The following is a 24,855-nucleotide window of genomic DNA, read 5'->3' as shown; positions in this document are numbered from 1 at the left end:
GCGCGCCAGACTCAGACCTGGCTCGGCTTGAAAGTGTCGCAGCTCTGCATCGAACCGGTGCGGAAGCCGGTGTTGAACCAGCGGGTGCGCTGGGCGGAGGAGCCATGGGTGAAGGAATCCGGCACCACCTGCCCGCGTGACGCCTTCTGCAGCATGTCGTCGCCGATGGCGGCGGCGGTCCGCATCGCCTCCTCGACATCGCCCGTCTCGATGCGTCCCATCGCCTGGATGTTGTGAGCCCAGACGCCGGCGAAGCAATCGGCCTGCAGCTCGACGCGGACCGAAATGGCGTTGGCCTCCCGCGGCGAGGAGCGCTCGCGCAGCTGGTTCGCCTTCGGCAGGATGCCGATCAGGTTCTGGATATGGTGCCCCACCTCGTGGCCGATGACATAGGCATAGGCGAAATCGCCGCCGCCGCCGAGCTTGCGCTGCATCTCCTGGAAGAAGGAGAGGTCGAGATAGACGCGCTTGTCGGGCGGGCAGTAGAACGGGCCCATCGCCGCCTGGGCGGTGCCGCAGCCGGAGCGGTCGACGCCGGAGAACAGCACGAGGCGCGGCGGCTCGTAGCGCCGGTTGGCCTGCTGCGGCAGAACCTTCGACCAGATATCCTCGTTTTGCGCCAGCACGGCCGAGACGAAGCGGCCCATCTCGTCCTGGGGCGGCCCGGAGGAGCGCCGTGTCTCCTGCGTCGGCGGGCTGCGCCCACCGATGCCGCCGATCAGCTCGGCCCCGCCGATCAGCAGGCGCGGATCGATGCCGAGCGCCCAGCCCACGAGGCCGAGCACCACCATCGTCCCGATCCCCAGCCCGCCGCGCCCGCCGGGCAGGCCGGCGAATTCGCCTCCGCCGCCGCGCCGGTCCTCCAGATATTCGGACTGGCGATAATCATCCCACTTCATGGCCGGCCTTCCTGAATCCGTAGCGTCGCAATCTCTGCGAGCCCAACGCGGAACTCAAGCCGAAGGGGGCAGGGCCCATTGCAAAAAATCGCGCGCCGGCCGGGGGCGGCCCGCATCGCGCCGGAGAGACGGCTGCACCTGCCCTCAGTGATAGCCGCTATCGGCCTTCACCTTGCCGCGGAAGGTCCAGTAGACGAAGGCGGTGTAGAACAGGATCATCGGCAGCAGGAAGATCACCCCCAGCGCCACGAAGATCTGCGAGGAGGGCGCCGCCGCGACGTCCCAGATCGTCAGGCTCGGCGGCACCAGATACGGAAAATTCGAGATCGCCAGCCCGAGGAAGCAGAGCACGAAGATCGCGATCGTGAAGGCGAATGGGGTGAATTCATGCCGGCCGTGCAGCCGCTTCCAGACCATGAAGCCGCAGAAGGCGGTCAGCAGCGGGAACGGCCAGAGGAAGGCGAGGTTGCGCAGCGTGAACCAGCGCGCGGCAATGCGCTCATGCTCGAACGGCGTCCATAGCGACACCACGGCGGCGAAGAACATCAGCCCGAGCAGCAGCGATTTCGCCTGGGTCCTCGCCCGCTCGGCCACCGGCCCCTCGGTCTTGTAGACCAGCCAGGTCGCGCCCAGCAGCGCATAGCCCAGCACCACGCCGAGCCCGCACATCAGCGTGAACGGCGTCAGCCAGTCGAACGGCCCGCCGGCGAATTGCCGGTCGACCACCGTGATGCCCTGGATCAACCCGCCCAGGATCAGCCCCTGCGAGAAGGCGGCCAGGGTCGAGCCGAGCCAGAAGGCGAGGTCCCAGACCGCGTGGCGTGGCTTGGCGACCCAGCGGAACTCGAAGGCGACGCCCCGGAAGATCAGCGCCAGCAGCATCAGCGTCACCGGCAGATAGAAGGCCGGCATGATGATCGCGTAGGCGGTGGGGAAGGCGACCCAGAGCCCGCCCCCGCCGAGCACCAGCCAGGTCTCGTTGCCGTCCCAGAAGGGGGCGACCGAGTTCATCATCTGGTCGCGCTCGCCCTCGTCCTTGGTGGTCGGGAAGAGGATGGCGATGCCGAGATCGAACCCGTCCAGCACGACATAGAGAATGACCGCGGTGCCGATCAGGCCGGCCCAGATCACCGGGAGGTACCATTCCATGGCGTATGTCCTCAGGTCGCGGGCTGGATCTTGTCGTCGCCGGGATGTCCGTCGCCGAACAGGTCGGAGGCCGGCGCCTGCGCCGCCTTGAGCGGCCGCTGCGACGGCTGCTCCGGCGGGTCCTGCGTCGTGATCGCATCCGGTCCCTTGTCGATCAGGCGGTTGATCAGCAGGATGCCGGCCGAGAACACCACGCAATAGACGCAGACGAACAGGGCCAGCGAGATCGCGACCTGGGCGGTGGTGATCGGCGAGATCGCATCCTTCGAGCGCAGTACGCCCGTGGCGATCCAGGGCTGGCGTCCGACCTCGGTGACGAACCATCCGGCGAGGATCGCCATGAAGCCCAGCGGCCAGGTGTATTGCGCGACGAAGAGCCAGCGCCGCTCCTCGAAGACGCGGCCCTTCCACCAGAGATAGGCGCCGAGCCAGCCGAAGGCGATCATGAAGAAGCCGATGCCGACCATGATCCTGAAGCCGAAGAACGGGATCTTGACCGGCGGCCGGTCGGCGACGGCGAAATCGTTCAGGCTGGGGAACAGCGCGTCCATGCTGCCATGGGTGACCAGGCTGGCGAGGCCGGGAATGGCGATTTCGAAGCGGTTGACGCCCTTCTCCTCGTCCGGCCAGGCGAACAGCACCAGCGGCGCGGGCTTCGACGAATCCCAATGCGCCTCGATCGCCGCGAGCTTGGCCGGCTGGTATTTCGCCGTGTCCTCGCCATGGCGGTGGCCGATCACGGCCTGGGCCGGGGCGGTGATCGCGATCATCAGGATCGCCATGCGCACCATGGTCCGCGCGGATTCGGTGCGGTGGCCGGCCAGCAGATGGCGCGCGCCCGTCGCCAGCACCACGAAGGCGGTGGTGAGATAGGCCGCCGTCATCATGTGCATGTAGCGCAGCGGGAAGGTCGGGTTGAAGATGATCTGCATCCAGTCGAGCGGGTAGGCGATGCCGTCGCGCACCTCGTGCCCGGCCGGGAACTGCATCCAGCTGTTGGCGGAGAGGATCCAGAAGCCGGAGAGCGCCGTGCCGCCGGCGACGATGACGGCGGAGAGGAAATGCAGCCAGGCGGGCACCCGCTTCCAGCCGAACAGCATCACGCCGAGGAAGGAGGCTTCCAGGAAGAAGGCGGTGAGCACCTCATAGCCGATCAGCGGCCCCAGCACATTGCCGACCGCGACGGAGAACCGGCTCCAATTCGTCCCGAACTGGTAGGAGAGCACGATGCCCGAGACCACGCCCATGGCGAAGGAGACGGCGAAGATCTTCGTCCAGAACCGCGCCAGCACATGGTATTTCGGGTTTTCCGTCTTCAGCCAGAGACCGAGCAGCGTCGCGATATAGGCCGAGAGCCCGATGGTGAAGGCCGGAAACACGATGTGGAAGGAGATCGTGAAGGCGAACTGGATCCGCGAGAGCAGGAAGGCGTCGATCGTCATCACAGGTCTCCGGCGGTCCGTGCGTGGCGAAGTCTCGGCGCTCGCCCGGGCCCCCTCCAACGACCCGGCGGGACCCGGCGAGCGGCGTAGGCCGCTTCGCCGGAGCATAGCGCCGAGCCAGCCTGCCTCACCGGTCCATGGTGTCGCAACGGGAAAATCCGCGCCGCCTAGCCCTGCTGCGCGTCGAGCGCGGCGCGCAGGGCCCGCAGATCGCGCCAGGCCAGGCGCTTCTGCACCGGCTGGCGCAGGAGATAGGCCGGGTGCAGCATCGCCAGAGCGCGGATGCGGCGCCGGCCCGTGTCGTAATCCACCCATTTCCCGCGCGAGGCGAGGATGCCGGTCAGGCCGAGCAGCCCCTGCGCCGAGGGCCCGCCGACGCAGACCAGCAGGTCGGGATCGGCGAGTTCGATCTGGCGCTGGATGAAGGGCAGGCAGATCGCCACCTCCTGCGGCGTCGGCGTCCGGTTGCCCGGCGGCCGCCACGGCAGGAGATTGGCGACATAGACATGCTCCTGCCGCGTCAGCCCGATCGAGGCCAGCATCCTGTCGAGCAGCTGGCCCGATCGGCCGACGAAGGGCAGGCCTTGCCGATCCTCGTCGGCACCCGGCGCTTCGCCGACCAGCATGACGCGGCCGGCCGGGTTCCCGTCCGAGAACACCAGCGATTTGGCGGTGACCTTGAGCGCGCAGCCTTCGAACTGCGCCAGCGCGGCGCGCAGCTCCTCGAGCGTCGAAGCCGCCTGGGCCAGGGCGCGGGCGCTGAGCGCAGCATCATCCGGCGCCGTCGCCGCCGCCGCGATCGGCCGGGCGGCCGGCGCGGGGCCGGCGCCCTGCTGCCTCGCCGGGGCTCGCGCGCGCTGCGCCTCCGGCTGCGCCGGTGCGGGAGTGGAGAAGTGATTGTGCGGCGTTTCGTCGAGCGCCTCGGTCACGCCCATTTCGGCGTACCAGGCGACAAGCTCGTGAGCGCTGGGCGCGGCCATGGAGATCATGCCGCGATCCCTATCACGCGCCGGGACGGTTCCGCGAGCCCGATGCGGTTGCAAAATGGAACGTCTGCTTCAATAGAGAGGTTCCAGATTGCAGGCCCAGCCATCCGGCAGCGGAGACCGGCCGGAAACCCGACCCGAGCGCGTCGAAACAGGGCGTGCGGGATGGGCCGGACCGCCCTTCGGCTTGGCAGGATCGAGATAGTTCATATATAAACTGATTGGCAAGGCTGGCGTCGCAGGCTGTTCGGAGGCAGGACATGAATCTCGAAGAAGCGCAGAGCGCCCCGCGCGAAAGCATGGATTACGACGTCGTCATCGTCGGCGCCGGTCCTGCGGGGCTCGCTGCGGCGATCCGGCTGAAGCAGCTCGACGAGACGCTCTCGGTGGTGGTGCTGGAGAAGGGCGCGGAGGTCGGCGCCCATATCCTCTCCGGCGCGGTCATCGATCCCGGCGGGCTCGACGCCCTGCTGCCGGGCTGGCGCGAGGACGAGGCGCGGCCGCTGACGACGGAGGTGTCGGAGGACGTCTTCTACTTCCTGACCGAGCCCAACGGCATCCGCCTGCCCAATTTCGGCATGCCGAAGCTGATGAACAATCACGGGAATTTCGTCGGCTCGCTGGGTCTGGTGACGCGCTACATGGCGGCGCAGGCCGAGGCGCTGGGCGTCGAGATCTATCCGGGCTTCGCCGCCGCCGAACTGCTCTTCGACGAGCAGGGCGCGGTTCTCGGCGTCGCCACCGGCGACATGGGCATCGCCAAAAACGGCGAGGTCAGCGAGCGCTATACCCGCGGAATGGAGCTGCGCGGGCGCTATACCCTGCTGGCCGAGGGCGTTCGCGGCTCGCTCGCCAAGATCGCGATCCGCCGTTTCGCGCTGGACGAGGGCCGCGAGCCGCAGAAATACGGCATCGGCCTGAAGGAAATCTGGCAGGTCAAGCCGGAGAAGTTCCGCAAGGGGCTGGTCCAGCACTCCTTCGGCTGGCCGCTCGACGGCAAGACCGGCGGTGGCTCCTTCCTCTATCATTTCGACGATCACCTGGTCTCGGTCGGCTTCGTCGTGCATCTCAACTACGAGAACCCGACGCTGTCGCCCTTCGACGAGTTCCAGCGCTTCAAGACGCATCCGATGATCCGCGACGTCTTCGAGGGCGGCAAGCGGCTCTCCTACGGCTCGCGCGCGATCACCGAGGGCGGCTGGCAATCCGTGCCGAAGCTGACCTTCCCAGGCGGCGCGCTGATCGGATGCGCGGCCGGCTTCGTCAACGTGCCGCGCATCAAGGGCAGCCACAACGCCATCCATTCCGGCATGCTGGCGGCGGAGAAGCTGGTGCCCGCGCTGGCCGCCGGCCGTGCCCATGACGAGGTCGTCGAGATCGAGACGAGCTGGCGCGACAGCGCCATCGGCGCCGATCTGAAGCCGGTGCGCAACGTCAAGCCGCTCTGGTCCAAATTCGGCACCATGCTGGGCATCACGCTAGGCGGAATGGATATGTGGCTGAACCAGCTCTTCGGCTGGTCGCCCTTCGGCACCATGGCGCATGGCAAGCCGGATTACGCCACGCTGAAGCCGCTCAGCGAGGTCACGCCGATCACCTATCCCAAGCCGGACGGCAAGCTGAGCTTCGACAAGCTCTCCTCGGTCTTCCTCTCCTCGACCAATCACGAGGAGGACCAGCCGGCGCATCTCAAGCTCACCGACCCGTCCATCCCGATCGAGCGCAATTTGCCGATCTGGGGCGAGCCGGCGCGGCTCTATTGCCCGGCGGGCGTCTATGAGGTGGTCTACAGGGATGCAGAGGCCAGGACCGAGCCGCGCTTCGTGATCAACGCGCAGAACTGCGTCCACTGCAAGACCTGCGACATCAAGGACCCCTCGCAGAACATCACCTGGACGGTGCCGGAGGGCGGCGGCGGCCCGGGCTATTCGAACATGTGATCCGAAGCCCGCGGCGGGCCCGATTCGGGCGCCGCCGCGGGCTTTTCCCCGCCGGGGCGCGAGACGAGCCGCGCCGCATCGCTGCCGGCGCGGCCGAAAAACGCCGCACTGCCCGCTCTTTGGACCGTCGCGGCCGGACAACGCCTTGCCCGTGCGCCCGGAAACCGCCATCTTGCCGGCCTAGTGAAAATCGGTTCCGGCTGCGTCGCGGAAGAGGGCCTCAGGGGCCCGGGCGATGTGCCGAAGGAGAATGGCAGCGTGACGTTTGCAACACAGGGCCGTGGTCGCAGCACGGCGATCGCCGTTGCGCTCCTGCTTTCGCTCCAGGCCGGCGCCGCCGCCCAGAGCGCGGCAGCGACGCGCGCTCAGGAGCAGATCGAGCCCGCCGACAGCCTCGAGGGCAATTATCTCGCGGCCATCGTCGCCGGCGCCTCGCGCGATCTCGGCGCGGCCTCCGTCTATCTGCGCGAGGCGATCAAGGGCGACCCGCAGAACAACGACCTGCTGGAGCGCGGCTTCGTCGCCTTCCTCGCCGATGGCGCGATGAACGATGCCTTCCGCGCCGCCGACAAGCTCGTGCAGCGCGACCCCAGCAACGGGCTGGCGCAGCTCGCGATCGGCATCCGCGCGATCAAGCAGAAGAGCTACCAGACCGCCCGCAACCATCTGCAGCGCGGCGGCCGCGGCCGGGCCGCCGACATCACCGCGACGCTGCTCTCCGCCTGGGCCTATGCCGGCGCGGGCCAGACCAACCGCGCCATGGAGATGCTCGACCGGCTGAAGGGCGAGCCCTCCTACAATCTCTTCCGCGACTATCATGCCGGGCTGATCCTCGATCTCGGCGGCCGCAAGGCCGATGCGCGGGCCAGGCTGAAGGGCGCCTATGAATCGGAGAAGACGACGCTGCGCCTCGTCGATCTCTGGGCGCGCTTCCAGGCGCGCAGCGGCGAATGGGAGGCCGCGGCCGAGACCTACAACGCCTTCGACCGGCTGTTGCCGAACCATCCGATCATTCGCGACGGGCTGAGCCGCGTCGCCGAAAAGGCGCCGATCCCGCGCCCCGTCGCCAATGCCCAGCAGGGCGCGGCCGAGGTGCTCTATGGCCTCGCCAGCGCCGGCAACCGCCAGGGCGACGAGGCCGCCGCGCTGCTTTATCTGCGCATGGCGCTCTATCTCGACCCGAGCCATGACCTCGCCGTCCTGACGCTCGGCGACATTCTGGAGCGGGCCAAGCAGCCCGAGGATGCGGTCGCGGTCTACGAGACCATGCCGGCCGGCTCGCCGCTGCGCGCCAATGCCGAGATCCAGGCCGGCCTCGCTCTGGAGACGCTGGGCCGCTCCGCCGAAGCCGTGAAGCATCTGGAGAAGGTCATCGCCGACCGGCCCGAGGATGTCGACGCGCTCTCGGCGCTCGGCAATGTCTACCGCTCGCGCAAGATGTTCGCGGAAGCGGCGGCGAGCTACGACAAGGCGATCGCCAAGCTCGCCTCGCCCGGCCGCGCCAATTGGGACCTGTTCTATTTCCGCGGCATCGCGCGGGAGCGCACCAAGCGCTGGACGGAGGCCGAGGCGGATCTGCGCAAGGCGCTGGAGCTGATGCCGGAGCCGCTCGGCCGCGAGCGCGCTTTGGTGCTGAACTATCTCGGCTACTCCCTGGTCGACCAGAATCTGAAGCTGGAAGAGGGGCTCGCAATGCTGCGCCGCGCGGTCGAGCTGCGCCCGCGCGACGGCTACATCACGGATTCGCTGGGCTGGGCCTATTACCGCCTCGGCCGCTATGACGACGCGCTGCGCGAGCTCGAGCGGGCGATGGAGCTGCGCCCCTCGGACCCCGTGATCAACGACCATCTCGGCGATGTCTATTGGCGGGTCGGGCGCAAGCTTGAGGCCGGGTTCCAGTGGAACTACGCCCGCGATCTCGGGCCTGAGCCCGAGGATCTCGAGAAGATCAAGCGCAAGATCGAGCGCGGCCTCGACGAGCCGCCCTCCGCCAACGCGATCGAGCCGAAGCCGCCCGAGCCCCATAAGGATGGCGGCTGATCCCGGCGCGGCGCTGGCGACCCGCGCCCGCGCCAAGGTCAATCTGACTCTCGACGTCCTGGGCCGGCGCGCCGACGGCTATCACGAGCTGCACAGCCTCGTCGCCTTCGCGGCGACGGGCGATCTGTTGACGCTGGTGCCGGAACAGCACCTATCCCTGACGATCGACGGCCCGGAGGCCGCGGGTCTCGCTCCCGGCCGCGACAATCTCGTGCTGCGCGCGGCGCTGGCGCTGGCGGCGGAGACGGGTCCGCTGCGCTGGGGCGCGTTCCACTTGGTCAAGCGGCTGCCGGTCGCATCCGGCATCGGCGGCGGGTCCGCCGACGCCGCAGCCGCGCTGCGCCTGCTGGCGCGGGCCAACGCCATCGCTTCGGACGATCCGGCCCTGCTGCGCGTCGCAGCCGCAATCGGCGCCGATGTCTCGGTCTGCCTCGCCTCCCGCGCACGGCTGATGGCCGGCATCGGCGAGCGGCTCGGACCGCCCTTGCGCCTCCCGCCGCTCTTCGCGCTTCTGGTCAATCCGCACGTCCCGGTCGAGACCGCCGCCGTGTTCCGCGCGCTGGGTCTGCAACCCGGCCAAGCCGTGGAGGCTGGACCGGCTGGCCTGGGCCACGCCGCCGCGGCATCGGCTGCGGCCGAGGCGCCGACAGCTGCGGAGCTGCTGCGGCGGCTGGCCGACAGCGGCAACGCGCTCGAAGCGCCGGCGATGCGGGTCGCGCCGGTCATCGCCAGCGTGCTGTCGCAGCTGCGCGCGCTGCCGGAATGCCGGCTCGCCCGCATGTCGGGGTCGGGCGCCACCTGTTTCGCGCTCTTCGACGATTGCCGGGCCAGCGCCGCGGCCGGGCGCGCCCTGAAGAGCCTCCGGCCGGATTGGTGGATCAAGCCGACGCTGCTGCGCTGAGGGTCCTCAGCCGCGGCGGGCGGCCTCGATGGCCGCCACGTCGATCTTCGTCATCGTCATCATCGCCAGGAAGGCGCGCTTGGCCTCGTCACCGCCGGCGGCCAGCGCCTCGGTGAGCGTGCGCGGCGTGATCTGCCATGACAGGCCCCAGCGGTCCCGGCACCAGCCGCAGGCGCTGGCGGCGCCGCCATTGCCGATGATCGCGTCCCAATAGCGGTCGGTCTCCGCCTGATCATCGGTGGCGATCTGGAAGGAGAAGGCCTCGCTGTGCTTGAACATCGGCCCGCCGTTCAGCCCGAGGCAGGGGATGCCGAGAACGGTGAATTCGACGGTCAGCACATCGCCGGCCTTGCCGGATGGAAAATCCGCGGGCGCGCGATGGACGGCGCGGACGGCGCTGTCGGGAAAGGTCGCGGCATAGAACTGCGCCGCGGCTTCGGCCTCGCCGTCATACCAGAGGCAGATCGTGTTCTTGGGGGTGGCGTTCGCAGATGGCGTCATGGCTTCGTCCCTCGCATGGCCGGCCGGTCCAGTCTCCCCCGGCCGCTCCCTGAAGACGCGCGGCAGCCGCGGCGCCCGACATGGCGGCGGGAATTTTTCCGGCCGGAACGAGGATCGCGCTCGGCCCGCTGCGCGAAGCTGGCCGCTTCCGGCTCAGTGCGCCCGCGCCACGCAGAAATCGACCGCTTCGTTCAGCGCGTCCTTCATCGCCGAGGCGGGGAACAGTCCCAGCGCATCCTTGGCCATCTTGGCGTAATGCTCCGCCCGCTCGATCGTGTCGTCCAGCGCCTTGTGCCGGCGCATGATGACGCGTGCCTCCTCGAAATCCCCGTCCTCGATCTCGCCATCCTGCAGCGTCCGGCGCCAGAAAGCGCGCTCCGCCTCGCTGCCGCGGCGGAAGGACAGCACCACCGGCAAAGTGATCTTGCCCTCGCGGAAATCATCGCCGGTATTCTTGCCGAGCTTCGAATCGACCCCGCCATAATCCAGCGCATCGTCGATCAGCTGGAAGGCGATGCCGAGATTGAGGCCATAGCTGCGGCAGGCCGCGGCATGGGCTTTCGAGGAATTGGCGATCACCGGCCCGACCTCGCAGGCGGCTGCGAAGAGCTCGGCCGTCTTGCCGCGGATCACGGAGAGATACTCGTCCTCCGTGGTTTCGGTATTCTTAGCGAAGGCGAGCTGCATCACCTCGCCCTCGGCGATCACGGTGGCCGCCGTGGACAGGATGTCGAGCGCGCGCAGCGAACCGACCTCGACCATCATGCGAAAGGCCTGGCCGAGCAGGAAATCCCCGACCAGCACGCTGGCCTCGTTGCCCCAGAGCATGCGGGCCGCCAGCTTGCCGCGGCGCATGTCGCTCTCGTCCACGACATCGTCATGCAGCAGCGTCGCCGTGTGCATGAACTCGACCGAGGCCGCCAGTTTGACATGGCCGTCGCCGTGATAGTCGCAGAGGGTCGCCGTCGCCAGGGTCAGCATCGGCCGCAGCCGCTTGCCGCCCGAGGAGATCAGATGGTTGGCGACCTCCGGGATCATCGCCACTTCGGAGCCGGTCCGGGACAGGATCATGGCGTTGACCCGCTCCATATCGGCGCCGGTCAGCCCGACCAGCGGCTCGATCCGCGCCTGACCGGTTTCCTTCTCCTCGAAAGGCACGACGACGCCCATTCCATCACTCCAGCGGCCTGTGACGTTTTGCGGCCGCATGCCGGCCATGTCACGGCGAACAGCCTTGCCACAATCGTCGCATGGGTGGCCAGCCCCCGCAAACGTCACCTGACGCCGCATGGGCGGGGAAATCGGGACTGTCCGCTTGCGTCGGATGCGCTCTTGCCGCTCCATGGCGCCATGCATGAACTCGTCCGCACCAACGACATCGTCCTGCTCGGCGCCATCGAGGCACTGCTGGCCTCGGCCAATGTCGGTTGTCTCATCGCCGACCAGCATATCAGCGCGCTGGAGGGCATGATCGGGGCGTTTCCGCGCCGCCTGCTGGTGCGCGAGGCGGACCGCATGCGCGCCCGAGCTCTGCTGAGGGAAGCCGGATTCGGCGCCGAATTGCGCGATGAGTGAGTATCCGGCCGGTAGCGCCTTGGGCGAGATCGGCAAGGATCGCCTGCTCGACGGCAGGCTCGTCCTGTCCCAGCCCAAGAAGGGCCATCGGGCCGGAACCGACGCGATTCTGCTCGCGGCCAGCCTGCCGGAGCTGGGGGAGGGGCCGCTGCTGGATCTCGGCGCCGGCGTCGGCACCGTCGGGCTCGCTGCCGCCCTGCTGCAGCCGAGGCTGCGCGTGACCCTGCTGGAGCGCGATCCCGATCTCGCGGCGCTGGCGCATCGCAATGCCGCGGCCAATGGCTGGGCCGATCGGGTGAGCGTGATCGCCGCCGATCTCCATGCCCGGCCGGCGCAGCTCGCCGCCTCCGGCCTCACCGGCGGCGGCTTCGCCTGCGTCGCGATGAACCCGCCCTTCTATGCGCCTGGCGAGACCCGCGCCTCGCCCGTGCCGAACCGGCGCGCGGCCCATGTCGCGGAGCCTGATCTGGCCGGCTGGTTCCGCGTCGCCCGCCGCGCGCTGCGGCCCGGCGGCAGCCTGGCGCTGATCCACCGGGCCGATGCGCTGCCCATGGTGCTGGCGGGGCTGGCGACCGGGTTCGGCGGCGTCACGCTGCGGCCGGTGCACGCCCATCCCGGCGAGCCGGCGATCCGCATCCTCGTCGGCGCCGTCCTGAACAGCAGAAGGCCGGCAGCGATCCTGCCGGCCTTCATGCTCCATGATGCGGCGGGCGGGCGCTCGGAGGAGAACGAAGCCCTGCATCGCGGCTATCTGCGCCTGGCTCACCAGTAATAGGGGCGCGGCCCGTAATAGGGACGCGGGCGATAATAGCGCGGCGGCCCGTAGAAGCGCGGCGGCCCGTAATAGCGACGCGGGCCGTAATAGGGGCGCGGCCCGTAGAAGCGGGGCGGCGGCCCATAGAAGCGCGGCGGCGGGCCGTAATAGAACTGCGCCTGCTCGACGAGCCCGGCGGGGGCCTCGACGGCGGGAGCGCCGGCACCGACCGGTGCGGCCGTGGCGGGGGCGGCGGCCAGCGCCAGGCCGGCAGCCGTCGACAGGCTCAGAACGATGTTGCGGAACATGAACCGGGTCCTCCTTGTGGCGTCGACCGCGTCGCGGTCATGCGTCAGAATTCGAACGGGAGTATGGCGGATTAAAGCTGAACGGAGCTGGTCCGCGCCGTTCAGCCATCTTTCATCCTGGCCGGCCGCGCTGCCGCTCAGCGGCAGACGCGCACCGGGCGGATCACCCAGCGATAGCCGTTCCAGACGCGGCGATCGACGAAATAGCAGCGCGGGCGATAGACCGGGCGGCCATAATAGCGGCGCGGGCCGTAATAGCGGCGGGGGCCGTAATATTGCACCTGCTCGACCAGGCCGCCGCTCTGCTCCATCTGCAGCGGCATGGGCGCGACCGGCGCGGCGCTGGCAGGGGCGCTGCCGAGAGCGGCTCCGGCGAGCGTGAACGCGCCGAAGAGCGTGGCGACGATACGGGATGACGGCATGTCGGGGTCTCCTGATGAACGGACCGCCTCTCCGCGTCGAGCGCTCGCCCCCGAACGCCGCGGATCGCGCGGTTGGCTGAAAACTACGCCTGCACAAATGAACGAAACCTGTCTGGCGGCGGTTCCGGGGCGGCTCCGGGCGCGCGTCGCGCTTGACCGGGCCGCATGGCACCCCCTAATCACGCCCGATCTCCGAAGCGCAAAGGCCCGACACCAGTGGCAAATCCTGCTCCCCATCCCGCGACCGGCCTGACCGCGGCGATGGATCCGACCCGGTCATTCCAGGGGCTGCTCCTCACCTTGCAGCGCTTCTGGGCCGAGCGCGGCTGCGTCGTGCTGCAGCCCTACGACATGGAGGTCGGCGCCGGCACCTTCCACCCCGCCACCACGCTGCGGGCGCTGGGTCCGCGGCCCTGGAAGGCGGCCTATGTCCAGCCCTCGCGCCGGCCCAAGGACGGGCGCTACGGCGAGAACCCGAACCGGCTGCAGCATTACTACCAGTTCCAGGTCATCCTGAAGCCGTCCCCGCCGGATCTGCAGCAGCTCTATCTGGATTCGCTGCAGGCGATCGGCGTCGATCTGGCGCTGCACGACGTGCGCTTCGTCGAGGATGATTGGGAAAGCCCGACGCTCGGCGCCTGGGGGCTCGGCTGGGAATGCTGGTGCGACGGCATGGAGGTCAGCCAGTTCACCTATTTCCAGCAGGTGGCCGGCGTCGAATGCGCCCCGGTCGCGGGCGAGCTGACCTATGGGCTCGAGCGGCTGGCGATGTATGTCCAGGGCGTCGAGAACGTCTACGACCTCAATTTCAACGGGGGTGAGGGCGAAGACCGCATCTCCTATGGCGACGTCTTCCTGCAGGCCGAGCAGGAGTTCTCGCGCCATAATTTCGAACATGCCGATACCGAGATGCTGTTCCGCCATTTCACCGATGCGGAGCGCGAATGCCAGGCGCTGCTGGCGGCGGGCGAGGCGGAAGCGGGGTCGAACGATCCGCGTCACAGGCTGGCTCTGCCCGCCTATGACCAGTGCATCAAGGCCAGCCACATGTTCAACCTGCTCGATGCGCGCGGGGTGATCTCCGTCACCGAGCGCCAGAGCTACATCCTGCGCGTCAGGGATCTCGCCAAGGCCTGCGGCGCCGCCTGGCTCAGGACGGCGGGCGGGGGATTCAACTGATGCCCGATCTGCTTCTCGAACTCTTCTCCGAAGAGATTCCCGCCCGCATGCAGCGCAAGGCGGCCGATGATCTGAAAAAGCTCGTCACCGACGCGCTGGTCGAGCGTGGCCTGCTCTATGAGGGCGCCAAGGCCTTCGCCACGCCGCGGCGGCTCGCCCTGCATGTCGCGGGGCTCCCGGTGCGCGGCCGCGATATCCGCGAGGAGCGCAAGGGCCCCCGGGTCGGCGCGCCCGACGCCGCGATCCAGGGCTTCCTGAAGGCGGCCGGGCTTTCATCGCTGGACCAGGCGACCATCGTCAGCGACCCCAAGAAGGGCGATACCTACGTCGCCATCGTCGAGAAGCCGGGGCAGGAGACGGTCGCGGCGATCGCCGAGATCGTGCCCGCGGTGATCCGCAGCTTCCCCTGGCCGAAATCGATGCGCTGGGGCAGGGCCTCGGCCGCCGGCGCCAGCCTGCGCTGGGTCCGCCCGCTGCATGCGATCCTCTGCACCTTCGGCGCCGAGACCGAGGAGCCCGAGGTGGTGCCGTTCGAGGTCGACGGCATCGTCTCCGGCAACGTCACCTATGGCCATCGCTTCCACGCGCCGGGCGCGATCACCGTGCGGCGCTTCGACGATTATGTCGCGTCGCTGGAACGGGCCAGGGTGGTGCTGGATGCCGACCGCCGCAAGGAGATCATCCTGGCCGATGCACGCAATCTCGCCTTCGCCCAGGGTCTCGAACTGGTCGAGGACGAGGCGCTGCTGGAGGAGGTGGCGGGGCTGGTCGAATGGCCGGTGGTGCTGATGGGCGCCTTCGAGGAGCGTTTCCTCGCCATCCCCGGCGAGGCGATCCGCGCCACGATCCGGGCGAACCAGAAATGCTTCGTCCTGAGGCAGTCGGCCATGGGCGATCGGCAGTCGGGTGAGGCGTCGACTGCCGACTCCCCGCTGCCGACTGCCCCTCTGTCCAACCGCTTCCTGCTGACCTCGAACCTGATGGCGAGCGATGGCGGGGCGGCGATCATCGCCGGCAATGAGCGCGTGGTGCGCGCCCGCCTCTCCGACGCGGCCTATTTCTTCGCGACCGACAAGGGCAGCCTGCCGGATCTGGAGACTCTCCAGCCGAGCGCGGACCGGCTCGGGCTCGATCTCAAGAAGCCGCTCGACCAGCGCATGGCCAAGCTGGACCGGCTCGGCGTGGTCTTCCACGCGAAACTGGGAACGCAGGGCGAGCGGGTGCGGCGCATCGCGGCGCTGGCGCGCGATCTCGCTCCGGTCGTCGGGGCCGATCCGGAGCTGGCCGAACGCGCGGCGAAGCTCGCCAAGGCCGATCTGCCGACCGAGATGGTCGGCGAATTCCCCGAGCTCCAGGGCCTGATGGGCCGCAACTATGCCGAGCTGCAGGGCGAACATCCCAGCGTCTGCGCCGCGATCGAGGAGCATTACAAGCCGCTCGGCCCCTCCGACCGGGTGCCGAGCGATCCGGTCGCGGTGGCGGTGGCGCTGGCCGACAAAATCGACACGCTGGTCGGTTTCTGGGCGATCGACGAGAAGCCGACGGGCAGCAAGGACCCCTATGCGCTGCGGCGGGCGGCCCTCGGCGTGATCCGGCTGGTGGTGGAGAACCGGGTGCGGCTGGCCTTGTCCGGCACGCTCGCTGCGGCTCTCTCCGCGAATGGCGTGGCGACCGGCACCGGGGAAGCGGCGCCGCTGACGGGCGACCTCCTCTCCTTCTTCCACGACCGGCTGAAGGTGATGCTGCGCGATCAGGGCGCCCGGCATGATCTGGTCGATGCGGTGCTGGGCGAGGGGATGCAGGCCTCCGACGATCTGCTGCTGATCACGCGCCGCGTCGCCGCGCTCGGCCGCTTCCTCGAGACCGAAGACGGCAAGAGCCTGCTCGCCGGCTACAAGCGCGCCGCCAACATCCTGCGGGCCGAGGAGAAGAAGGATGGCGAAGGCGCCTTTTCCGGCGCCGCCGATCTCCAGCTCATCGCCGCCGCCGGGCTGATCGAGGAAAAGGGCCTGGCGGTGGCGCTGGCCCAGGCGACGCCGAAGGCGCAGGCCTGTGTGGCCGGCGAGGATTTCGAAGGCGCCATGGCGGCGCTGGCCGAGCTGCGCCCGGCGGTGGACGCCTTCTTCGAGGCGGTCATGGTCAATGACCCCGATCCGGCGCTGCGGGTCAACCGGCTGAAGCTGCTGAACCAGCTGCGCGAGGCGACCCGCGCCGTCGCCGATTTCGGCCGCATCGCCGGCTGAACCCTCGGCGAGGAGCGGCGCGGACAGGCGCGAGGGCAGGCGCCGGCGGGCGGGAGGCGCGCGCCGCCCGCCCCGCCCCAAGGGAACCTATTTCGCAGCTGCGACGTTCTGTCAGCGGCGCCGAGGTGCAGCGAATACGTCGCGGCTCCCGCGCCGGGGGGCCGGCTTTCGGCCGAAGATCGAAGGTTATTTCATGTCCATTCTCATTTCGCTTCTGATCACCGTCCTGGTCATCGGCCTCGTGCTCTATCTCGTGCGCATGCTGCCGCTCGACAGCCAGATCAAGAACATCGTCCAGATCATCGTCATCGTCATCGGCATCATTTCCCTGCTGCGCTATCTCGCCGTGTTCTGAGCAGGACGCCCGCTCGGGCGCTCATTCTGAAGCCGCGCTGAGCCACGATTGACGCTGCGGCTTCGCTGATGCACAATTCATGTGGTCCAGAGGGCCCCGGACGCAACGCGTCGGGGGCCCTTTCCTGTTTTCAGGGCGAAACCGCTATGAACGCGCCGAACCGCACGACTCATATCCGCCTCACCTCGCATCCCGAGCCGGGCAGCGCCGCCACGCGCTTTCCGATCCGCTGGGGCGCGGCGACACCGCATGAGCGCGGGCCGATCATCGCCTCCACCACCAACCCCGCCGATCGCAACGTCATCGGCGCGCATGGCGGCTCCTATTCGATCTATCGGGCGCTCGCGATCTCGGCCCGAGCGATGAACCCCTCGCAGCGTCCCGACCTGCACAACACTCATCCGACGGCGGAGATCCTGCCGCAGCCGCAATGGTTTCAACCCGGCCGGATCGTCTCGCTCGACCCGTTCGGCCACCGCGTCGCCCAGGATTTCGGCGGGCTGATCGGCGAGGGCATCGATATCCGCCCGAGCATCGCGATCACCAAGGCGCGGCTGAACCTGCCGGAGATCCTGGCCGCCATGGCCGGCCACCGGCTGGCATCGGATGGCGGCATCCTGCACCCCTCCGGCGATATCAGCGTCACCAAGATCGCGATCGACCCTGTCTGGCATCTGCCGGGGATCGCCGAGCGTTTCGGGACCAGCGAGCAGGAGTTGCGGCGGACCTTGTTCGAGCAGACCGGTGGCATGTATCCGGAGCTGGTGACGCGGCCCGATCTCGGCGTCTTCCTGCCGCCGATCGGCTCGATCACCTGCTACATCATCGGCGAGATCGAGGCGATCACCGATCCCAGGCGCCGCGTCGCCTGCCGCGTCCATGACGAATGCAATGGTTCGGACGTCTTCGGCTCCGACATATGCACCTGCCGGCCCTATCTCGTGCACGGCATCGAGGAGGCGGTGAAGGAGGCGCAGAGCGGCGGCGTCGGCATCATCGTCTACAATCGCAAGGAGGGGCGGGCGCTCGGCGAGGTGACGAAGTTCCTCGTCTACAACGCGCGCAAGCGCCAGGAGGGCGGCGATTCCGCGGCGACCTATTTCGAGCGCACGGAATGCGTGGCCGGCGTGCAGGATGCCCGCTTCCAGCAGCTCATGCCCGATGTGCTGCATTGGCTCGGCGTCACCCGGATCGACCGGCTGATGTCGATGTCGAACATGAAATACGATGCGATGGTCGATAGCGGCATCGAGATCGGCGAAAGGGTCGCGATTCCGCCGGAGCTGATCCCGCCGGACGCCTCGGTCGAGATCGAGGCGAAGAAGGCCGCCGGCTATTACTCGCCGGACGGGGCGCCCGGCGACAATGCGCTGAAGGCGACCATCGGTCGCGATCTCGACAGGTTCTGAGGGCCGGTCGATGCCTCACCGCAATCCGGAGGATTTCCGCCCGCTGCTGAAGCCGTCCGCCGTGCGCGAACGGGCCCAGGAGATGCTGCGCCTGGCCCTGGCGGGCCAGCTCCTGCATTTCACGGTCGATCTCGACCGGCTCGAACCTTGCGCCGATTACGTGCTGGAGACGATCCGCCAGAACTATCCCGATCTCGACATTCCCTTTCACGCCCGCTGGCGCCATTTCGTCGTCGATGGCCAGGATCGCTGGCAGGCGCTCGCGGCGAAGGCCGGCTTCGCCGATGCCGATGCGCGCGGCCGCGCCGCCTATGACCTCGCGATCGTCAGCGTGCTGCTCGACGCCGGCGCCGGCTCGGAATGGCGCTATCAAGACAAGGTCAGCGGCCGCACGATCGGCCGTTCGGAGGGACTGGCGTTGGCCTCGCTCGACATGTTCGCGGCGGGGCTGTTCTCCTCCGACTCGTCCGACCCCTACCGGGTCGACGCCAAGGCGCTGCGACGGCTCGACACCCAGACGCTGGCGCTCGGCTTCCAGGCGCATGCCGGCAACCCGCTTTTGGCACTGGACGGGCGGGCCGCCCTGCTGAACCGCCTCGGCGAGGAGCTCGAAAGGCAGGGAATGACCCGCCCGGGCGATCTCTTCGACCGCTTCCGTCAGGTGGCGGAGACCGGCACCATCCGCGCCAGCCACCTTCTGGGCGAGGTGCTGGCGACGCTGGGCGGCATCTGGCCATCACGGATGATGCCGGGCGGGGTCCATCTCGGCGATACCTGGCGCCACCATCTGATCGCGCCCGGCACCCCGGCCGCCGGGCTCGTGCCCTTCCACAAGCTCTCGCAATGGCTGACCTATTCGCTGATCGAGCCGCTGCAATGGGCCGGTGTCTCGGTGGTCGAGATCGACGAGCTCACCGGCCTGCCGGAATATCGCAATGGCGGGCTGCTGCTGGATTGCGGCGTGCTGCTTCTGAAGGACCCGGCCGATGCCCAGCGCGCGCATGAGGCGGGCTCCACCATCGTGGTCGAATGGCGCGCTCTGACCGTCGCCCTGCTCGACGAGATCGGCCGGATCGTCCGCGAGCGGCTCGGCCGCAGCCGCGAGGAGCTGCCCCTCGCCAAGGTGCTGGAGGGCGGCACCTGGGCCGCCGGCCGCCGCATCGCGGCGCAGATGCGGGCGGGCGGCGGGCCGCCGCTGACGATCATCAGCGATGGTACGGTATTCTGAGCCGGCACGCCGGCCGGTGAAGGCGAGGGGATGAGAGGAACATGATGACCACCCAGCAGGACGGCGTCACCGTCGTCGACCATCCCCTGGTCCGCCACAAGCTGACGCTGATGCGCCAGAAGGACCGGTCCACCAAGGGTTTCCGGGAGCTGCTCAACGAGATCGGCACCCTGCTCTGCTATGAGGTGACGCGCGACCTGCCGATCGAGATGATCGAGGTCGAGACGCCGCTGATGCTGACGCAGCAGCCGATCATCTCCGGGAAGAAACTGGTGTTCGCGCCGATCCTGCGCGCCGGCGTCGGATTTCTCGACGGCATGCTGCAATTGGTCCCGGCCGCCCGCGTCGCCCATATCGGCCTCTACCGCGACCCGCAGACGCTGCAGGCGGTCGAATACTACTTCAAGGCACCGTCCGACATCGCCGAGCGCATGGTGGTGGTGATGGACCCGATGCTGGCGACGGCCAATTCCGCGGTCGCGGCGGTGGACCGGCTGAAGGAGCGCGGCGCCAAGGATCTGCGCTTCGTCTGCCTGCTGGCGGCGCCGGAGGGTATCGCGAGGCTGCGCGGCGCCCATCCCGACGTGCGGATCTGGACCGCGGCCATCGACGAATGCCTGAATGACCACGGCTATATCGTGCCGGGCCTCGGCGATGCCGGCGACCGGATGTTCGGCACCCGCTGAGCGCCCAATAAAAAGGCCCGCTCCGTTTCGGGAGCGGGCCTTCTGATCCTGGCCGTCGACGTCGCCGGCGCGGATCGCCTTCAGATCACTCGATGACCTGGACCACGCGGCGGGTGCCGGGATCGACCAGGACCGTGCGGTTGTTCACGACGGTGTAGCGATACTGGGTCGCGCCGTATTCGGCGGGAACCTGACGATAGACGACGCCATCCGACGGCAGCACCGTGCCGACAGCCACCGGCTCGGCATAGGTGTAGGACGGGACGTTCTGCTGCACGACGTACTGCTGGAAGCGCGGGGTGTTGTCGCCGATGATCGCGCCGACGACCGCTCCGCCGACACCGCCGACCACAGCACCGACCGGGCCGCCGACGACTGCGCCGCCGATGGCGCCGGTGGCGAGGCCGCTGGCCGCGCCGCCCTGGGCGCCCTGCGGGTTCTGAGCGAACGCCGTGGCCGGAATGGCGGCGATGACGGCGGCGAGAGCGAGTTTCTTGAACATGGTGGTCTCCTTCCTGAGGAACTGTCGCGGAGACAACGGGGCCGACCGATTCATGTTCCGCGGCCCTGATCACAATCTGTTTCGAACGTACAATGGTCTGCGGAAGCGCCAGTCTTTTCAGGGAGTTGGTCGGTGAGCGAAGCGGCCGGAGCGAGTTGTCCGCCGGCCACATGTCCCCGCAACGAAAAACGGCGGGTCCGGGGACCCGCCGCTGCAGCTGTTTCTGCCGGGCCGGCTCAGCGCGGCGCGGCCGCGAGGATCGGGCTCAGCTTGTCGGCATCGCGCTTGATCACCGCGGCGAAACCGGCCGGCGTGCGCTCCTCGACCGTGGGGATCACGGCGCCGAGATCGAGCAGGCGCTTTTTCGTGCCCTCGTCGTTCAGCGCCTTGTTCAGCGCGTCGACCAGCTTGTCGACCGCCTCCTTCGGCGTGCCCTTCGGCGCGGCGATGCCGTTCCAGGCCTCGATCTGGTATTCCGGCAGCCCGGCTTCCTTGGTGGTCGGGACATCGGGCAGCGCCGGCGAGCGCTCGGCCGAGGCGATCGCATAGGCGCGGATCGTGCCGGCCTTGATCTGCTCGGCGACGGAGACGATCTGGTCGCACATGAAGTCGACCTGGCCGGAGACCAGATCGTTCAGCGCCGGACCGGTGCCGCGATAGGCGACGGCGTTGAGCTTCGGCACGCCGAGCTGGCCCTTGAGCAGGGTGCAGGTCGTCCAGGACACCGAGCCGAGGCCGGCATGCGCCTCGTTGAACTTGTCGGGGTTGGCCTTCACCGCCGCGACGAAGGACTTCAGATCGGCCTGCTCGAGCGTCTTGCGGGCGACGACCAGGATCGGCGTCCCGCCGGCGAGGCCGATCGGCTGCATGCCGTTGAGCGGATCGTATTTCAGGTTGGGATAGGTCGCGGGTGCGGCCGAGAAGGTGCCGAGATGGCCCATGGCGATGGTGTAGCCATCGGGGGTGGCCGTCAGGGCCCGGGTGATGCCGGTGGTGCCGCCCGCTCCGGCGACGTTCTCGATCACCACCTGCTTGCCCAGCGTCTTCGACATATGGTCGCCGACGATGCGCGCGATGATGTCGGTGGGGCCGCCGGCCGCGAAGGGCACGATCATCGTGATCGGCCGGTCCGGATAGGCCTGGGCCTGGGCTGCGCCGGACAGGGCCAGCGCGGCCGCGGCGACAAGGCCGATTTTCGCGAAACTCTTCATCAAAATACCTCCCTTTTCGTGTTCGCTCTCAGAACTGGTGTCGCTTGCCCGAGAAGCAAGCGTCACTCGGTAAACACTTCGTCGCGCTTCTTCGACATCGACGGCAACAGCGCGATGACCAGCACAATCACGGCGACCAGCAGCAGCCCCGCCGAGATCGGCCGCTCGAGGAAGGTCATGAACGAGCCGCGCGAGATGATCAGCGCCTGACGCAGCTTCTCCTCCATCAGCCGCCCGAGGACGAAGCCGAGCAGCATCGGCGCCGGCTCGAAACCGAGCTTGATCAGGAGATAGCCGAACAGGCCGAACATCGCCGTGAAGGCCACGTCCATCGGCTGGTTGTTCACGGAATAGATGCCGATGCAGCAGAAGATCAGGATCGCCGGGAACATCAGGCGATAGGGCACCTGCAGCAGCTTCACCCAGAGCCCGACCAGCGGCAGGTTGATGATCAGCAGCATCAGATTGCCGATCCACATCGAGGCGATCATGCCCCAGAACAGATCGGGGTTCTTGGTCATGACCTGCGGGCCGGGGATGATGCCGTGGATCGTCATCGCGCCCACCATCAGCGCCATCACCGCATTCGGCGGAATGCCCAGCGTGAGAAGCGGGATGAAGGCCGTCTGAGCGCCGGCGTTATTGGCCGATTCCGGCCCCGCCACGCCCTCGATCGCGCCCTTGCCGAAGCGCGAGGGATCCTTGGCGATCTTCTTCTCCACGGTGTAGCTGGCGAAGGGGCCGAGCACCGCGCCATTGCCGGGCAGGATGCCCAGCGTCCCGCCGATCATCGTTCCGCGCAGCACCGGCATGGCCGATTGCTTGATGTCGTCCCAGTTCGGCAGCAGGCGGCCGATCTTGGAGCGCACCACGTCGCGCGCCTCCTTGTTTTCCAGGTTGCGCAGCACCTCGGCGAAGCCGAACACGCCCATCGCCAGCACGGCGAAGTCGATGCCGTCGGCCAGCGGCGGGAAGCCGAAGGTCATGCGCTCCTGCCCGGTCTCGAGATCGGTGCCGACGGTCGAGAGCAGCAGGCCCAGCATGATCATGCAGAAGGCCTTGAGGATCGAGCCGCGCGCCAGCACCACGGCGAAGCAGAGCCCCATCACCATCAGCGAGAAATATTCGGCCGGGCCGAACAGCAGCGCCATCTTGGTGAGCGGCGCGCCGAGCGCGGCGATGATCAGCGTGGCGACGCAGCCGGCGAAGAAGGAGCCGAGCGCCGCCGTGCCGAGCGCGATGCCGGCGCGGCCCTGCTTGGCCATCTCATGCCCGTCCAGCGCGGTGACGACCGCCGTCGCCTCTCCCGGGATGTTGACCAGGATGGCGGTGGTGGAGCCGCCATATTGCGCGCCGTAATAGATGCCGGCGAGCATGATCAGCGCGCCCACCGGATCGAGCCCGAAGGTGATCGGCAGCAGCATCGCGATGGTGGCGATCGGCCCGACGCCGGGCAGCACGCCGATCAGCGTGCCGACGAGGCAGCCGACGAAGCACAGCGCGATGTTCTGCAGGGAGAAGGCGACGCTGAAACCGAGCGCCAGATTGGAGAACATATCCATGAGCTCAGATTCCCAGCAGCCAGGGCGCCAGCGGGATCGGCAGACCCAGCGCGTATTTGAACAGGAGGGCGCAGAACAGCGTCATCGCGGCCGCGAAGATCACCAGCTGCTTGACGTTGCGGTCATCCGCGGCGAGCCCGGCGACGATCACCACGATCGGCCCCGATACGGCCATGCCGAGCGGCGGCACGCGCAGCGGGCCGATCTCGAAGCCGCGAATGGTCAGGGCGAAGAGCACCGCCCCGCCCAGGACGAACAGCACACCGCGCCACGACCAGCCCGCCAGGCGCTCGCCCTCGTAGCGCAGCGAGGACAGGCAGAGCAGGAGCCCGAGCCCGCCGCAGATCGCGGCGAAGGATTTCGGCAGCATGCCGGGGCCGATCTGGCGCAGCGTCCCGGCCGACAGGTCGCGGGCCAGATAGAAGGCGAGCCCGGCGAGCGCGATCATGAAAAGGCCGGCTGCGAAATCCTGGGTCGATTTTATGCGCATGCCACGCGACCGCTCGGCTGGGTTCAAACTCATAGGGCTCCTCCGGCGTGCGCACGCATCGCGCGCATTGGTCGTTGAATGGTGGGCGCAGGGACGTAAGGCAGGGTCTGGCTTTCGTCGAGCAGGGTCACGCTGTCGCGCAGGATTTCGAGGAAGGTGTCGCGCGCGGCCAGCTTCTGCTGCGGCCGCCAGGCGACGCCGAGCAGCGCGCCCGCCGGCGGCGGATCGAGCAGGGCGCCGCGCAGGCGCCGCATGGTGACGCCGGGAAAGCTCAGCCGCGACACCCAATCCGGCGCCAGCGCCATGCCGAGCCCCGCCGCCACGGCGGACATCATGGCCGGCTTCTCGGTGGCTTCGATCGTGACCTTCGGCACGGCGCCGACGCTCTCGAAATAGGCCATGACCAGATCATAGGCGAAGGGACGGATGCGCTTGGAGGGCACGACGAAGGGCTCGCCCACCAGATCGAGCATGGTCAGCGCCTCCTTGCGGGCGAGCCGGTGCGTCTCGTTGAGCACGACGATCGGCCGCTCCACCCGCAGGATCTCGAAGGCGCAATCGGTCGGCTTGCGCGGCGGGCGGGTCAGCGCGAGGTCGAGCTTGCCGGCCTCCAGCATCTGGACCAGCGGCGCGGTCATCGCCTCGACGAATTTGATCTCGATATCGGGATGGCGCTCGCGGAAGGTCGCCAGCGCTTCCGGCACGAAACTGGAGGAGGCGGCGTCGATCGCGCCGATGCGCAGCACCCGCCCCGACGACAAGGACGCTTCCCGCACCAGCCGCGCGGCATGGTCGATCTTGACCAGGATGCCCTTGGCCTCTTCCAGCATGATCAGCCCGGCCCGGGTCAGCGAGACCTGGCGCGTCGTGCGGGTCAGGAGCGCGACGCCCAGCTCGCCCTCCAGCGCGCCGATCTGGCGTGACAATGCAGGCGGCGCGAGGCCGAGACGTTCGGCGGCGCGGCCGAAGTGCAGCTCCTCGGCCACCGCGATGAAACATCGCAGGTGCCTGATGTACATCTGGTACGTCTCTCCCCTCTGGCGTATCGTTTTATTCGATATCTTCCAGGCGCA

General features: G+C 68.5%; 24 protein-coding genes. 11 read left to right on the top strand and 13 right to left on the bottom strand.

Annotated features, from left to right (window positions below; all coding sequences use genetic code 11):
* Nucleotides 1-11: 11 nt before the first annotated feature.
* From ASG72_RS00670 to ASG72_RS00655, 4 genes are all read right to left on the bottom strand, one after another.
* On the bottom strand, nt 12-899 hold the full coding sequence (locus tag ASG72_RS00670; protein WP_056707554.1) for a neutral zinc metallopeptidase: 888 nt from the start codon (nt 897-899) through the stop codon (nt 12-14).
* Nucleotides 900-1,043: 144 nt separating this feature from the next.
* Nucleotides 1,044-2,048 (bottom strand): cytochrome d ubiquinol oxidase subunit II, encoded by a 1,005-nt coding sequence (gene cydB, locus ASG72_RS00665; RefSeq protein WP_056707551.1) that lies wholly within the window; start codon nt 2,046-2,048, stop codon nt 1,044-1,046.
* A gap of 11 nt (nt 2,049-2,059) precedes the next feature.
* Nucleotides 2,060-3,490: a cytochrome ubiquinol oxidase subunit I gene (locus ASG72_RS00660; RefSeq protein WP_056707548.1), complete on the bottom strand. Its 1,431-nt coding sequence runs from the start codon at nt 3,488-3,490 to the stop codon at nt 2,060-2,062.
* 167 nt (nt 3,491-3,657) lie between these two features.
* Nucleotides 3,658-4,479 carry a uracil-DNA glycosylase gene (locus ASG72_RS00655; RefSeq protein WP_056707545.1) on the bottom strand — a complete coding sequence of 274 codons (822 nt, stop codon included), beginning with the start codon at nt 4,477-4,479 and terminating at the stop codon, nt 3,658-3,660.
* A gap of 257 nt (nt 4,480-4,736) precedes the next feature.
* Between ASG72_RS00655 and ASG72_RS00650 the strand changes: the two genes are divergently transcribed.
* From ASG72_RS00650 to ASG72_RS20495, 3 genes are all read left to right on the top strand, one after another.
* Entirely contained in the window at nt 4,737-6,416 is a 1,680-nt protein-coding gene (locus tag ASG72_RS00650; RefSeq protein WP_056707543.1) for an electron transfer flavoprotein-ubiquinone oxidoreductase, read from the top strand.
* A gap of 258 nt (nt 6,417-6,674) precedes the next feature.
* Nucleotides 6,675-8,456 carry a tetratricopeptide repeat protein gene (locus ASG72_RS20500; protein ID WP_056709822.1) on the top strand — a complete coding sequence of 594 codons (1,782 nt, stop codon included), beginning with the start codon at nt 6,675-6,677 and terminating at the stop codon, nt 8,454-8,456.
* Nucleotides 8,446-9,357 carry a 4-(cytidine 5'-diphospho)-2-C-methyl-D-erythritol kinase gene (locus tag ASG72_RS20495; RefSeq protein WP_056707540.1) on the top strand — a complete coding sequence of 304 codons (912 nt, stop codon included), beginning with the start codon at nt 8,446-8,448 and terminating at the stop codon, nt 9,355-9,357. Before ASG72_RS20500 ends, ASG72_RS20495 begins: the two co-directional genes overlap by 11 nt.
* Before the next feature lie 6 nt (nt 9,358-9,363).
* Here ASG72_RS20495 and ASG72_RS00635 read toward each other — a convergent pair whose 3' ends face one another.
* Both ASG72_RS00635 and ASG72_RS00630 read right to left on the bottom strand, forming a co-directional pair.
* Complete coding sequence (locus ASG72_RS00635; RefSeq protein ID WP_056707536.1) at nt 9,364-9,858, bottom strand: VOC family protein; 495 nt, start codon at nt 9,856-9,858, stop codon at nt 9,364-9,366.
* Between the two features lie 153 nt (nt 9,859-10,011).
* Complete coding sequence (locus tag ASG72_RS00630; RefSeq protein ID WP_056707533.1) at nt 10,012-11,028, bottom strand: polyprenyl synthetase family protein; 1,017 nt, start codon at nt 11,026-11,028, stop codon at nt 10,012-10,014.
* 180 nt (nt 11,029-11,208) lie between these two features.
* On the opposite strand from ASG72_RS00630, the gene ASG72_RS00625 reads away from it, so the two are divergent.
* Both ASG72_RS00625 and ASG72_RS00620 read left to right on the top strand, forming a co-directional pair.
* Entirely contained in the window at nt 11,209-11,433 is a 225-nt protein-coding gene (locus tag ASG72_RS00625) for a DUF2007 domain-containing protein (RefSeq protein WP_056709820.1), read from the top strand.
* A complete protein-coding gene (locus ASG72_RS00620; RefSeq protein ID WP_056707529.1) occupies nt 11,426-12,205 on the top strand; it encodes a methyltransferase in 780 nt (259 codons plus the stop codon). Before ASG72_RS00625 ends, ASG72_RS00620 begins: the two co-directional genes overlap by 8 nt.
* Here ASG72_RS00620 and ASG72_RS00615 read toward each other — a convergent pair.
* A complete protein-coding gene (locus ASG72_RS00615; RefSeq protein ID WP_056707524.1) occupies nt 12,196-12,495 on the bottom strand; it encodes a hypothetical protein in 300 nt (99 codons plus the stop codon). The genes ASG72_RS00620 and ASG72_RS00615 overlap by 10 nt on opposite strands.
* A 137-nt stretch (nt 12,496-12,632) precedes the next feature.
* Nucleotides 12,633-12,917 carry a hypothetical protein gene (locus ASG72_RS00610; protein WP_056707521.1) on the bottom strand — a complete coding sequence of 95 codons (285 nt, stop codon included), beginning with the start codon at nt 12,915-12,917 and terminating at the stop codon, nt 12,633-12,635.
* A 261-nt stretch (nt 12,918-13,178) separates the two neighbouring features.
* Between ASG72_RS00610 and ASG72_RS00605 the strand changes: the two genes are divergently transcribed.
* The 6 genes from ASG72_RS00605 (at nt 13,179) to upp (ending at nt 20,017) form a co-directional block, all read left to right on the top strand.
* Entirely contained in the window at nt 13,179-14,096 is a 918-nt protein-coding gene (locus tag ASG72_RS00605) for a glycine--tRNA ligase subunit alpha (RefSeq protein ID WP_056707518.1), read from the top strand.
* Nucleotides 14,096-16,339, top strand: a complete 2,244-nt coding sequence (gene glyS / locus ASG72_RS00600) for a glycine--tRNA ligase subunit beta (protein WP_056707516.1) — start codon at nt 14,096-14,098, stop codon at nt 16,337-16,339. Before ASG72_RS00605 ends, glyS begins: the two co-directional genes overlap by 1 nt.
* A 193-nt stretch (nt 16,340-16,532) precedes the next feature.
* Nucleotides 16,533-16,694, top strand: a complete 162-nt coding sequence (locus ASG72_RS21070) for a Thivi_2564 family membrane protein (RefSeq protein WP_200939869.1) — start codon at nt 16,533-16,535, stop codon at nt 16,692-16,694.
* 146 nt (nt 16,695-16,840) lie between these two features.
* The gene (locus ASG72_RS00595) at nt 16,841-18,103 is read left to right on the top strand and encodes a GTP cyclohydrolase II (protein ID WP_056707512.1); all 1,263 of its coding nucleotides are present in this window, start codon (nt 16,841-16,843) and stop codon (nt 18,101-18,103) included.
* Nucleotides 18,104-18,113: 10 nt separating this feature from the next.
* A complete protein-coding gene (locus ASG72_RS00590; RefSeq protein WP_056707510.1) occupies nt 18,114-19,331 on the top strand; it encodes a DUF1688 family protein in 1,218 nt (405 codons plus the stop codon).
* Between the two features lie 44 nt (nt 19,332-19,375).
* Nucleotides 19,376-20,017 (top strand): uracil phosphoribosyltransferase, encoded by a 642-nt coding sequence (upp, locus tag ASG72_RS00585; protein ID WP_056709819.1) that lies wholly within the window; start codon nt 19,376-19,378, stop codon nt 20,015-20,017.
* A gap of 85 nt (nt 20,018-20,102) precedes the next feature.
* Here upp and ASG72_RS00580 read toward each other — a convergent pair whose 3' ends face one another.
* The 5 genes from ASG72_RS00580 to ASG72_RS00560 form a co-directional block, all read right to left on the bottom strand.
* Nucleotides 20,103-20,519: a DUF1236 domain-containing protein gene (locus tag ASG72_RS00580; protein ID WP_056707507.1), complete on the bottom strand. Its 417-nt coding sequence runs from the start codon at nt 20,517-20,519 to the stop codon at nt 20,103-20,105.
* A gap of 236 nt (nt 20,520-20,755) precedes the next feature.
* Complete coding sequence (locus ASG72_RS00575; RefSeq protein WP_082539972.1) at nt 20,756-21,730, bottom strand: tripartite tricarboxylate transporter substrate-binding protein; 975 nt, start codon at nt 21,728-21,730, stop codon at nt 20,756-20,758.
* A gap of 62 nt (nt 21,731-21,792) precedes the next feature.
* The gene (locus tag ASG72_RS00570) at nt 21,793-23,292 is read right to left on the bottom strand and encodes a tripartite tricarboxylate transporter permease (RefSeq protein WP_056707501.1); all 1,500 of its coding nucleotides are present in this window, start codon (nt 23,290-23,292) and stop codon (nt 21,793-21,795) included.
* Nucleotides 23,293-23,296: 4 nt separating this feature from the next.
* On the bottom strand, nt 23,297-23,815 hold the full coding sequence (locus ASG72_RS00565; RefSeq protein ID WP_082539971.1) for a tripartite tricarboxylate transporter TctB family protein: 519 nt from the start codon (nt 23,813-23,815) through the stop codon (nt 23,297-23,299).
* Nucleotides 23,812-24,801 (bottom strand): LysR substrate-binding domain-containing protein, encoded by a 990-nt coding sequence (locus ASG72_RS00560; protein WP_056707494.1) that lies wholly within the window; start codon nt 24,799-24,801, stop codon nt 23,812-23,814. Before ASG72_RS00560 ends, ASG72_RS00565 begins: the two co-directional genes overlap by 4 nt.
* Between the last annotated feature and the right edge of the window lie 54 nt (nt 24,802-24,855).

Origin of the sequence: Allobosea sp. Leaf344, assembly GCF_001426225.1 — a bacterium.
Lineage (GTDB): Bacteria > Pseudomonadota > Alphaproteobacteria > Rhizobiales > Beijerinckiaceae > Allobosea.
The sequence above is the reverse complement of the archived record's forward strand: the minus strand, read 5'-3'. Positions and strand labels throughout refer to the sequence as shown.